The organism is Thermococcus sp. AM4, from assembly GCF_000151205.2.
Classification (GTDB): Archaea; Methanobacteriota_B; Thermococci; order Thermococcales; family Thermococcaceae; genus Thermococcus.
Map to the genome: position 1 here is coordinate 1,820,594 of NC_016051.1, position 11,224 is coordinate 1,831,817.

General features: G+C 45.7%; 12 protein-coding genes and 2 tRNA genes. 4 read left to right on the plus strand and 10 right to left on the minus strand.

Going from position 1 to position 11,224, the window contains the following annotated elements:
* Window positions 1-23: 23 nt before the first annotated feature.
* Genes TAM4_RS10050 through TAM4_RS10065 form a run of 5 tightly spaced genes read right to left on the minus strand, consistent with a single transcriptional unit; the run spans window position 24 to window position 4,102 of the window.
* Window positions 24-1,994: an archaea-specific SMC-related protein gene (locus TAM4_RS10050; RefSeq protein WP_014123117.1), complete on the minus strand. Its 1,971-nt coding sequence runs from the start codon at window positions 1,992-1,994 to the stop codon at window positions 24-26.
* Window positions 1,991-2,122 carry a hypothetical protein gene (locus TAM4_RS11950; RefSeq protein WP_256359054.1) on the minus strand — a complete coding sequence of 44 codons (132 nt, stop codon included), beginning with the start codon at window positions 2,120-2,122 and terminating at the stop codon, window positions 1,991-1,993. Before TAM4_RS11950 ends, TAM4_RS10050 begins: the two co-directional genes overlap by 4 nt.
* On the minus strand, window positions 2,115-2,507 hold the full coding sequence (locus TAM4_RS10055) for a hypothetical protein (protein WP_048150660.1): 393 nt from the start codon (window positions 2,505-2,507) through the stop codon (window positions 2,115-2,117). The genes TAM4_RS11950 and TAM4_RS10055 overlap by 8 nt, the downstream gene beginning before the upstream one ends.
* The gene (locus TAM4_RS10060; RefSeq protein ID WP_014123118.1) at window positions 2,500-3,225 is read right to left on the minus strand and encodes an ATP-binding protein; all 726 of its coding nucleotides are present in this window, start codon (window positions 3,223-3,225) and stop codon (window positions 2,500-2,502) included. Before TAM4_RS10060 ends, TAM4_RS10055 begins: the two co-directional genes overlap by 8 nt.
* The gene (locus tag TAM4_RS10065; RefSeq protein WP_014123119.1) at window positions 3,212-4,102 is read right to left on the minus strand and encodes a hypothetical protein; all 891 of its coding nucleotides are present in this window, start codon (window positions 4,100-4,102) and stop codon (window positions 3,212-3,214) included. The genes TAM4_RS10060 and TAM4_RS10065 overlap by 14 nt, the downstream gene beginning before the upstream one ends.
* 121 nt (window positions 4,103-4,223) lie before the next feature.
* On the opposite strand from TAM4_RS10065, the gene TAM4_RS10070 reads away from it, so the two are divergent.
* The 3 genes from TAM4_RS10070 (at window position 4,224) to TAM4_RS10080 (ending at window position 6,629) form a co-directional block, all read left to right on the plus strand.
* Window positions 4,224-5,357, plus strand: a complete 1,134-nt coding sequence (locus tag TAM4_RS10070; protein WP_014123120.1) for a phosphoadenosine phosphosulfate reductase family protein — start codon at window positions 4,224-4,226, stop codon at window positions 5,355-5,357.
* A 46-nt stretch (window positions 5,358-5,403) separates the two neighbouring features.
* On the plus strand, window positions 5,404-5,892 hold the full coding sequence (locus TAM4_RS10075; RefSeq protein ID WP_014123121.1) for a hypothetical protein: 489 nt from the start codon (window positions 5,404-5,406) through the stop codon (window positions 5,890-5,892).
* Window positions 5,893-6,164: 272 nt separating this feature from the next.
* Window positions 6,165-6,629: a hypothetical protein gene (locus tag TAM4_RS10080; protein WP_014123122.1), complete on the plus strand. Its 465-nt coding sequence runs from the start codon at window positions 6,165-6,167 to the stop codon at window positions 6,627-6,629.
* An 8-nt stretch (window positions 6,630-6,637) separates the two neighbouring features.
* Here TAM4_RS10080 and gltA read toward each other — a convergent pair whose 3' ends face one another.
* Together gltA and TAM4_RS10090 are read right to left on the minus strand one after the other, a co-directional pair.
* A complete protein-coding gene (gene gltA, locus TAM4_RS10085) occupies window positions 6,638-8,053 on the minus strand; it encodes an NADPH-dependent glutamate synthase (RefSeq protein ID WP_014123123.1) in 1,416 nt (471 codons plus the stop codon).
* Window positions 8,054-8,905, minus strand: coding sequence for a sulfide/dihydroorotate dehydrogenase-like FAD/NAD-binding protein (locus tag TAM4_RS10090; protein WP_014123124.1), 852 nt, complete (start codon window positions 8,903-8,905; stop codon window positions 8,054-8,056).
* Window positions 8,906-9,091: 186 nt separating this feature from the next.
* On the opposite strand from TAM4_RS10090, the gene TAM4_RS10095 reads away from it, so the two are divergent.
* On the plus strand, window positions 9,092-9,877 hold the full coding sequence (locus tag TAM4_RS10095; RefSeq protein WP_014123125.1) for a 4-phosphopantoate--beta-alanine ligase: 786 nt from the start codon (window positions 9,092-9,094) through the stop codon (window positions 9,875-9,877).
* On the opposite strand, the gene TAM4_RS10100 is transcribed toward TAM4_RS10095, so the two are convergent.
* The 3 genes from TAM4_RS10100 to TAM4_RS10110 all read right to left on the minus strand — a co-directional run bounded on the left by TAM4_RS10100 (window position 9,874) and on the right by TAM4_RS10110 (window position 11,199).
* Window positions 9,874-10,605 carry a helix-turn-helix domain-containing protein gene (locus tag TAM4_RS10100; RefSeq protein ID WP_014123126.1) on the minus strand — a complete coding sequence of 244 codons (732 nt, stop codon included), beginning with the start codon at window positions 10,603-10,605 and terminating at the stop codon, window positions 9,874-9,876. The two genes, TAM4_RS10095 and TAM4_RS10100, sit on opposite strands and share 4 nt — an antisense overlap.
* 428 nt (window positions 10,606-11,033) lie before the next feature.
* Window positions 11,034-11,111, minus strand: a tRNA-Ile gene (locus TAM4_RS10105).
* Window positions 11,112-11,121: 10 nt separating this feature from the next.
* Window positions 11,122-11,199: transfer RNA gene (locus tag TAM4_RS10110), tRNA-Glu, on the minus strand.
* Between the last annotated feature and the right edge of the window lie 25 nt (window positions 11,200-11,224).

Genomic DNA, 11,224 nt, shown 5'->3' on the forward strand with positions numbered 1-11,224 from the left:
ATTAAAATATTAAAATACTAACCTCATAAAACACTCACTTTTATGTCATTGACATTAGATGTTGTTCTAGTTAACACTATGGTAACTTGTTCTTGCTTGGCATATTCATTGAGAAGTTTTAGTATTTCATCTGTTCTATACTGGTCAAAATACTCGTACATGTTGTCTATAATGATATAGTTTATATTCTCTCTGTACACCTTGTTCAAAGCTAACATCAATACAAGAGCTATAGCAACTCTCTCCGACTCACTGAGAGCGTATGGTTGTATGATCTTAACTTCCCCATTGGGCGCTACATATTGGACATTTAATATGTAATCCTTGTCGAGGTAAATCTTCTTGAATTCACTAAACCCAATGCGCTTTAACACGCTAGTTATCATAGTGTTAAACTGTTTTCTAGCTTCTTGCCTTACTTTTTCGGCCTGATTATGTGCATATTTATATGCACTACTAAGCTCCTTTGCCAACTTTTCAAGTATTTGTTGAGCGGCCTCTAGTTCTATGTTGACTCCATATATTTCCATGTAACCCATAGTAGTATATTGTGACTCTTTGTGTTTCAGTAGTTTTTCTTTTTCATCGATCTTCCTCGATATTTCATCTAGCTCTGCGATCAATTCAGGATTCTCTTTCCTTAGGAGTTCCTTAAGCTCTGAGATTTTCTTATCTACTTGATCTAGCTGTTTTTTGAGAGTTTCTAGCTTACTCATGTCATTCTGTAACTCTACTTTTTTTGTATCTACATATTGTTTAAGCCAGCCAATTTTTCCATGTGTTTCCCTTTCTTCAGCAACTAATGATTCACGCCGTCTTTCAAGCTCTTTTAGGTACCGCTCTATTTGTGTTTTCTTAGACACAAGTTCACGTAGTCTCTTTTCAATTTCAGAAACTTTGTTCTTTGTTTCATTGAGGTGACTCTCTATATGAGAAACATCCAATGTCCCTACTCCACAGAGCGGACAAACAGAGGGCTCATTAGTTTCCTTAATATTTTCAAGTGCTATGTAATATAGATCAGCTAACGCTTGTAAACGAATTCTCTCTTCTTGCAGAGATGAGATTTCATGTTCTATATCATCCAAATCCGGCGGATTTGAAAGCTCCTTTTCTATTTGACTCAGAGTTTTCTTTATCTCTTCAAGTCTTTTAGTTAAAAATGCAATTTCTGCTTCTTTTTGTTTAATTTCTTCTTTAATTCTTTCCTGGGAGGTTGTAAGCTCTCTCATCTCTTGTTTAAGGCTTTCTTTCTCTTTTTCCAATTTTTCAAGGTTGCGTTTTAGTTTGGATATTTCCTGTTTTTTATCTGCTCTATCGGTTCCAATCATTGCCATCAGACTGTTTTTCTTTTGGGTAAGCTCTTTGATTTCCTTTTTCAATTGCTCAATCTCTTTTTTTAGATTGGGAATCATTGCTTTTCTCTTTCTTAACTCATTCTGAAGTTTATGGATCTGAGAATAGTATTCCTGGATCAAAACTCCCGCACTTTCATATTTGTCCGCTTTTGCAGATAATCTTGTGATGTAATTCTTAAAGATGGATTCGTTTCTTATATCCCCGGGCCTACTAATCGCTGTATATAACCAGGAATTTGGCGTTAAAACTCCAACTAAGAGAAAATTCGAATTTGCATTAATATCTGGGTATACCTTGCCGGATTCGTCTATGATAAGTCTTCTTTCCAAAGATTTTTCTTTGAGAACTACTTCTCCTCTACTAGCATGTGCGTGAAGAATTCCTGCTCTGTGTCCCCCCCTTTCTGGGAGAAGGCCTAGATTTCTGGCTTCAATAGCCCATATCTTACTGTAATTCCCTACGTGGAGTACCTTATTGTCAAGTCCTAGAACTGCCATCAGGCCCTTAGCAATACTGCTTTTCCCACTGGCATTAGGACCTTCTACAATATTTAGTGTGCCTTCTGCTAGATTGATTTGTTTTTTGCCTAGAATTCCTCCGATGTTTAGAACTTCCAAAGTGATGCTGTCTCTCATTTTTTAGCCCCCTCTACTTTTTCTTTAAGAATTCTTTCCAATTCCTTTCTAAATTGAGTCTCTGTGATCCTTCCTTGAACATACTCCTCGACTAGTATTAGGAGGGAAGGGTTTTTGGGTTCAGTCATATCTAATCACCCTCCTCGCTATTAGTATGTAGTAATCCCCAAACCATTCTGGTTTTCCATTTTCTTTTTTCTTCTCTAATATTTCAAACAATGCCTCATAGAATTCGGGAGTTGCGTTTTCTATCAGATATTTATACTCTCCCCCTTTGGCTTTACCTGCTCTTCCCTTTTTCTTGGCGGGTGAGATATATCGGGTTAGCGCGTATTCTAGAGGCACGATGCTGGTTTCAGGAGATGCTGCCTTTAACTTCTTTGGTAACTCTTCCATTAGCCAAGTTCTGGCTTCATTCTGAACGTAGTCTTTTAGAATTCTAAAATAAATTCCAACAATTAGAATGCCCTCTTTCATTGTGTCTTCATCATACCATATGGGGTACTCACTCATCAATATCACCTTCCGAGATGTAATTAAATGTCATCATCGCTATCTCATATAGTACTCCTCTTAGGTCTTGTATTTTATCATTTTCTATTTTATTCCTAATTGCAGATGCTATTTTTGTTTTTATATTTTCAGGGAGCTCTATTGAAGACATCATGTTGTCAAGAAGAGAAAATAGTTCAGATTTTGGAACTCTTGGAATTTCAATTAAGTAGAATCTAGATTTCAATGCATCATCTACTAGATCGATTCTATTTGTGGTAGCTAAAACAACGCATTTCGATGGATCTATAAAATCCAATGCATGAAATAGCACCGAATTTATTGAATAATGCCACTCTTTTGCAATAGATGCTCCCCGGCTCATCATTAAGCTCTCAATATCATCAAAAATTATTATTCTCCTTTCATTCTCGGAGATATTGAATACATCCTGAAGTTTCTTTTCTGCTTCCCCCCATTTTGGAGATGCAATATCTGCACCATCAATATAATATACTTTCACATTTGGATAAGCCTCTGCTATCTTTTTACTTACTTGCTTTACTATTTCACTTTTCCCAGTTCCGGGGGGACCATAAAGGAGAAAGCCCTTGAAGGGAATATTCTCAAAAGTGCTATCAAACAACCAGTTCACTACGTTATATATCTTCTTGAAAATGCGTTCTTGATATTCTAGCAATTTGACTTCTTTTATTGTAAATGGATCAATCTCTGGCATTCTCTCTCACCCTGCTAGCATATATTCTTTCCAAGGCTCTTATAAGATCCTCCCTCACTATAAATTCAACTCCGTTATTCCCTGTAGGCTGGATGTTTTCAATAAATTGTTGAACTGAGTTGGGATTTATTGCTTTTAAGGCAGATATGTAGTTAGATATAGTAGTTGTTGAAAGACCCCGTTTTGCAAGGAATTTCCGAAACTCATCTTCAGTGAAATGTCTTCCCTCTTCCCCTTTTGTTAATCTAGTAGTCCAAAGAAACATCGTTGCCACCCATGGTGCTTTGGGGGAATGAACGCCAAAAGTATTTTCGATTTCTGTCTTAGTTTTTAATTTAGCTAGTACATATAATTCGTGTAGAATAGCATACATAGTTAGGACAGAGGCAACTCTCGTTTTTGCTTGTTCTTTAGCTTTATACACTCTATATACCTTGGCAAAATTCTCTAACACCGGCCCAGGTTTAACTACCCGGCTAATCCTATCGGGAGATTCTAACTTGAGAATCTCAGCGTCTTCCATAGATTTCAGAACCTTTAGAATATTTCTTCTGGATCTTGTTCTCCTCCACAACTCATCATAATCAATCTCCGTCAGGTTTTGTATAGCAAATGCTTCTAAAAGTTCCTTTACAATGGCTGCGTATACAGAGAGCTTGGGATTCTTTTGGATAACAAAATAAGTTTGTTTTAGTATTTCATAAATATCTGAAGCTTCAATTGGGGCTGAAGGGTCCAAAAATGTCTCCTTGGCAGTCTCATAAAGAGAGATAACTACCTGTTCATGCTGCTTGCATTCATCACAAATAAAGGTCTCATAATCCACATTGGACCGTCTTCCACTTGTAACTCCACACTTTATGCATCTTACAGGCATATGTATACCTCCTACCAAATACTTTCTACTTTACACTATCCATAGCATACTATTTAAATGTTTTGGCTATGCCTTGAGTCAAGGTAAACATTTAATAGGCTCATCAACGTGATGGTAAAACATGAGCACTGAGAAAGAACTAAAAAAGAAAGAACTAGAAGCGCTGTATTTCTTGAGACAATTCCCCAAGTCTGCGATAGCAGTGAGTTTTTCGGGGGGTAAAGATAGTTTGGTTGCCCTTCATTTAGCTTCGAGAGTTGGTATTAGAAGAGCGGTTTTCAGTGATACAACAATTGAATCTTCTAAAACAATTGAGTACATTAAAGAGGTTGAGACTATATTAGGGGTTAAAATAGATATTGTGCGCCCACAAAAATCTTTTTGGGAGCTATTGCCCATGCTTGGACCCCCTTCCACTCGCCACAGGTGGTGTTGTCCAACTATCAAATATCCCCAACTTAGTGAGTATGCCAAAAAGCATCACATTAAATATTATATAACCGGCTTAAGGAGAAATGAGAGTCTAATTAGAATGGAATACAAAAAAATTGGCAAGAACCCCATGATACCTTACGTCATTCAAGTTAACCCGATTATTGATTGGACTGAAAATGAAGTATGGGAATACATTAAAAAATATAACCTCCCAATTCATCCAAACTACAAACTTGGATTATCCAGAAATGGTTGTGTAATCTGCCCATATAAATCGCCAAAAGAGCTTAGAAAACTCAAAGAGATAGAGCCTGAAATCTGGGAGAAATTCGAGGAGTTCTTAATTACATACGCTGATACAATGGGAATACCTAACAAAGAGGAGTTCTTAAATGGAGGATGGCGCTCTTGGAGGCCTCCAACTAAGAGAAAGATTGTTGGGGAGGTTGAAATCTCCAATTTTAAGGTTAGTTTTAATAATGGACTGTCAAAAGAGAGCTTCAAACTACTAGGTATACTAAGCAATGGACCAAATCTTCAAGATTACCAATATAGGAACAAAGTCAGGATTATAATTGAGAAAGAGCTCAATTGTATTGGGTGTGGGGCTTGTATCTCACTATGTCCAACAAATGCGTTGTTTATAAACAAGGAGGGCAAAATAGATGTTAATTTATCTAACTGTATCCACTGCTATGCATGTCTAGATACATCTAAATTGAGAGGAGCATGTATTGGTCGAACGTATACTTTAGAAACATTTGTTGTTAAAGTTAAGGATATTAAAGAAAAATCCAAGTCATCAGCTAAGAGCATCTGATAACATTTATAACTTTCAAACTTCTGAATACTTTTTGGTGAGTTCAATGGATGAATTAAACACAAAAACCATTAGGCTCACAGTGGATGCATACAAAATCCTAAATTCTGAAAAGAAAAAGCTGAATCAGATTGCTAATGTCTCATACACATATTCAGACATAATACTAGCAAGCTTGGCAATACTGGAAGCGTTAAACAATGAAAACCAGCCTCTTGTCATCGACATCCTTAGGAAGTTCAAAAATGCCAGGGTTAACAGTGATAAAACTAACATTGAAGAACTCTTTAAAAATACAGCCAATGAGATCGTTAGTAAACTTTCATCTAACCTTCTGAAAGAGGCTATCACTAGGATAATCGAACATTTGATTGAAAGAGGCTTTCCAGGGGCCGCTATGGAAGTTTTGTTAAGTAATGTTAACCTTTTTGATGTTCATGAAAGAAATCAACTTAGCTTTGAGATTCTCTCGGCAATGGCTGAGATTAGCCAGCCAGAAGTTAAGGAAAACCTAAAGAAGAAACTTGAAGGTTAAAGGTTTTGGGTATTTTTATTAACCGATGACGGCTAATTGGCTCTTTTTTCTTAGCTGTTTTTAGATGGTAAAACCTTTTAACCTCTCTTTCTTGGGTAAGTTTAAAGGGGGTGGGATGACAGACCCACTTTAACCGATGACACCCACTCCGTTGAAAAGGCCCCTTTGGCCGAAAGAAGGCTTGAAAGGGGAGATTTGGGTTGCGAACCGATGAGGAGTGTCATCCCTCCTGATGTCGAGATGATGACATTATCCCCACCCGAGGTGGTTCAATGCTGGGCTTTTTGAGGAGGAAGAAAACCTACGGGCCCTTCGTTTACCTGACGGAGCCCACCTTCCTCTACCACACCCGAACAGAGAGGGCAATCCTTGAAATCATCGAGGAAAAGCTGAACTCCAACAACATCCTCGTGCCGTCAAAGTATGGCATTCGAGACACGAGCGACAGGATTGAAGAGGCGGAATATCTCGTCGCGGTAGCCCCTCTCGGGAAATTCACCTCCCTCGTCGGCAGAGAGGTTAGGATTGCGCAGGAGCTCGGCGTCAAAGTGTTCACGATTCTCCTCGCCCGGAAGGGAGAAGAGCTCGTCTATCTGTGGGTTGAAGGAGTTCCTGAGGATGTCGAGTGGCTCTCGCCGGAAGAAACGATGGAGTTCATGAAAACGTTTGCGAACAGCGAGTTCATGGACTTCGTGAAATACGGACTCTTTCTGGGTTCGAGAAAAAGGGAATGGTAAAGACGAAATCACGCGCTGGCTTTCTTGGCCCGGATATACTCGTCTATTGCCTTCGCCGCCTTCTTTCCGTCGCCCATCGCGAGGATAACCGTTGCCTCGCCCCTTATCGCGTCTCCACCGGCGAAGACTCCGGGAATGCTCGTCATAAGGTTCTCATCAACGACGAGCGTCCCGTTGGCGTTTGTCTTCAGCCCGGATTCCTCGCTGATAATCCTGTTGGGTTCAAGGCCGATTGCTATTATCACCGTGTCCGCCTCAACTGTGACGTACTCGCCGGTCGGCCTTATCTTCCTCTTCCCCCTTGAGTCCCTCTCCTCCAACGGCTCCATCTTCTCGAACTTCACCGCCTTGACCTTGCCCTTCTCGTCGCCTATGAACTCGACCGGCTGGACGAAGTAGAGGAACTTCACGCCCTCCTCCTTCGCGTGCTCGACTTCCTCAATCCTCGCGCTGACGTCCTCCTCGCCGCGCCTGTAGGCTATCGTCACGTCGCAACCGAGTCTGAGCGCGGAGCGCGCCGCGTCCATGGCGGTGTTTCCGGCTCCGATGACGATTACCTTCTTCCCGACGGCTATCGGTGTGTCGTACTCGGGGAACTCGTAGGCCTTCATCAGGTTGATCCTCGTGAGGAACTCGTTGGCCGAGTAAATCCTGTCGAGCAGGATTCCCGGGATGTTGAGGAGCTTCGGCGTTCCCGCACCGGTTCCTATGAAGACGGCGTCGTACTCTCCGAGGAGCTCTTCTAAAGTCACGGTTCTGCCAACGACGTGGTCGGTCTTTATTTCGACTCCAAGGCGCTTGAGCTTGGCCAGCTCGTGGTCGAGTATCTCCTTCGGCAGTCTGAACTCAGGGATTCCGTAGATGAGAACTCCACCGGGCTTGTGGAGGGCCTCGAATATTGTCACCTTGTAGCCCATCTTCGCGAGCTCACCGGCGGCGGTTAGTCCAGCCGGCCCGGCGCCAACAACTGCCACCTTTCCAAGCTCTCCGGTGCACTTCTCCTCGAACTCGCAGAGGAGCTCCTCCTCTATGCCGTGCTTCCTCGCGTAATCTGCCACAAAGCGCTCGAGTTTGCCTATGTCAACCGCGTCTCCGACCTTTCCGACGACACATGCGCCCTCACACTGGTCCTCCTGCGGGCAGACACGGCCGGTTATGGCTGGTAGAGTGTTGTCGTTCCAGATTATCCTCAGGGCGCCCTTAATGTCGCCCTCCTTAATCTTGGCGATAAAGGCAGGAATGTTGATGTGAACCGGACAGCCCTTTATACAGGGCGCGTAGTTCTCGGGACACTGAAGACAGCGCTCCGCTTCCTTAACGGCAAGCTCGAAGGTGTAACCGAGGTTGACCTCACCGAAGTCCTTAACCCTCTCCTCAACGGGCCTCTCAGGGGTTGGAACCCTCTCCTTGATGAGCTTCGGCATTCAAATCACCCCCTTGGCGCGGAGGTACTCAAGGTAGCGCTCCTTGGCGAGCCTCTCCTGCTCTGCAAAGCGCTCCGCGTTCCTCCTAATCGCGTCCTCCCAGTCAATCTTGTGGGCGTCGAAGACCGGCCCGTCCCTGCAGGCGAACTTTACTTCTCCGTCGTAGAGGACCCTGCACGAACCGCACATGCCTGTTCCGTCCACCATAATCTGCCTCACCGTCGCGTAGGTTGGGATTCCGTAGGGCCTCGTGAGCTCCGCGAGCTTGGCGAGAGAGCCGAGCTTTCCGCCGGCGAAGATGATGTCGACCTTGTCCTTCTCGATGAGCTCCTTCACGACGTCGAGGTAGTGGCCCTTTATTCCGACGGAACCGTCGAGTGTAGTCAGGTAGTACTCGTCCGCCACTTCTCTCGCCAGGAACTTCTCGGGGTAGACCCTTTCCCTGTCTTCGAACGTCTGAACGGAGATGGTGTAGTTACCGGCCTCGCGCATGGCCTTCAGCGTTGCGTAGTTCTCGGCCTGCCCGCAGACCGCATCGGAAACAAAGGCCACCCTGCCGTAATCCTTGATTTTGATCGGCCTTCCAAGGGGCCCGACAAAGCTCCAGAGCTCGTCTCCGGGCTTGTACTCGTGGTAGAGCTGTAGGCTGGTCTTTCCGAGCTTTCTGATGAACATGCTTACCCTTCCGTCCTCGGCCTTGTAGACAGACATTGGAACCCTTTCGCCCTTCTCGTGGAGGATGAAAACAACGAACTGGCCCGGTTTCCATGCTTTGGCGACGTGCGGGGCCTCCACCTCCACAAAATAGTCAATCGGGCTCAAATCTTCCTTTGCAGTGATCCGGTATCCCAAGATGAACACCCCCGTTCACGGGAACAACATTGTTCACCAGAAGTTTTGAACCTAGAGTTTATACGGTTTTCTTGAACCAAAGGTTTAGAACCCCTTTCCGGCCAAAAGGAGGAATGAGCTGGCTTTTTGGTTAAGGGCTGAGGACAGGTTTATTAGGGGTTGGGAGAAACCCCTCCGGTGATTGGAATGGTGAAGATCCCCAAGAGCCATCCGCGCTACTGGAGCCTTTACTACCGTGAGAAAATCATCGAGGGCATGGAGAAGGGAATGACTGCCAAAGCCGGTCTAATCGCCCACGGACGGGGGGAGGCGTTCGATTACCTAATCGGAGAAAGGACCATAGAGCCTGCGGAAAGGGCGATGAGGGTGGCGGTTGCCAAGTTCCTGCTTGCGGAGTGGCCGGTCATATCAGTAAACGGCAACGTCGCGGCGCTCGTTCCAAAGGAGACGATTGAGCTGGCGAAGGCCCTCAACGCGAGGCTCGAGATAAACCTCTTCTACCGAACGGAGGAGCGCGTTAGGGCCATAGAGCGGGAGCTCAGGAAGTATGACCCGGAGATAGAGATACTCGGGATAAACCCGACGAAGAGGATTCCGGGCCTCGAGCACGAGCGCGGGAAAGTTGACGAAAACGGCATCTGGAGGGCCGACGTGGTTCTCGTCCCGCTCGAGGACGGCGACAGAACGGAAGCGCTCGTGAAGATGGGCAAGTTTGTGGTTACCGTCGATTTAAACCCCCTCTCAAGGAGCGCAAGGATGGCGGACGTAACGATAGTCGACAACATCGTTAGAGCGTACCCGAGGATGATAGAGCTGGCGAACGAGATGAAGGACCTTCCGAGGGAAGAGCTTGAAATAATTGTGGAGTCATACGACAACGGGAAAACGCTGAGCGACGTTCTGATCCACATGAGGAACAGGCTAACTAAGCTTGCGGAGGAGGGGATCTGGAGGAGGAAGAGCCTGGATTAGTCTATTCTCTCGCTTTTTTCGACCAGCGCGCGGAGGCCCGCTATCAGTTCGTTTTCGTTTTCGGCGTGCGAAACGACAAGGGGTATCTTCTCCTTCTCCGCGAGCTTTACGGCAAGTTCATCGAGCTTCTTGACCCCGTGAACGACGACAACGGCCGGTTTAAGCCCCTGAACCCGGACGGCTATCATTGGACTCCGCCCTGTGCTCACCTTGGTGAAAACGAGTGCCCTCTCCGTCGTCCAGCCGTAGAGCTTGAGGAACTCCTCGCTGCTCATTTCGAGGATGGCCTTTATGCTGTCGACCACGGTGTAGCCGTAGATTCGCCTGTCCAGGTCTTCTTTTCTGGTTACGACCTCGCCCTTTACGGCCTCCACCAGCTCCGCTATCGTCACCGGTATCGCGAACTCCCTGATGTCGAGTATCGCGCTCGTCGGGAGCTCCACCCCGATGGTCCTGCTGAAGGCCTTTATGACGTTGCCTCCCCTCTTCTCGTCTATCTCCAGAAGTGCCTCAACGAACTTCTTTATCGTTGCGGCTCCGGGGCTTTTCCTCCTGCCGCCTTCGTAGTCGCTTATCACGGAGGAGGAGACGCCGAGGTGCTCCGCGAGTTCGGTCTGGCTTATCCCGAATATCTCGCGCCACTTTCTCATGGTCTTCCCGGGATCGGAGGAAAGGGCTATCTCGCCGGCGATCCTCCTCGCGAGGGCTTCCTTCTCTTTCTCCAGCATGTTTTGATGATCCAGCCTAACGGTTATAAACCTATCGGCAATTGCTGAAATTCGGTCTTAGCTGATCGAGTACATGTCAACTCATCATGGAAGCCAGAAGGGCCCCCTTCTTAGAGCGAAACACTCACAAGCAAGCTTTTGGGAAAAAGTTTGACCAAAAGGGTCAAACCCTCCCAGGGGGTAAAGATAGAGTGCATGCCTTTCCAAGTGATCCGTTGGTTTTTGGGTTTGTTTTAATAAGGGCTCTTGGGAAAGGGGTTTAAACTTGAAACGCGCCCGAAGGGCGCTAATGGAAAAACACGCTCGAGAACGGCGAGTTTGAGAGCAAACCCACTCGAAAATGAACCCGTCTAAAAGCATGCCCACTTTGATGAAACTTTTCACCAGAAAAGTTTCTCCGCCAGCGCTTTCGTCAGAAAGGGCTGTTGTGGTGGGCCCGCGGGGCTTCGAACCCCGGACCTCCCGCTTATCAGGCGGGCGCTCTGACCAGGCTGAGCCACGGGCCCACGAGAATTCTGGTGCCCCGGCCGGGATTTGAACCCGGGTCGCGGGATCGAGAGTCCCGCATGATTGACCGGGCTACACCACCGGGGCGCGTCCGAGATTAAGGGTGAGGGAG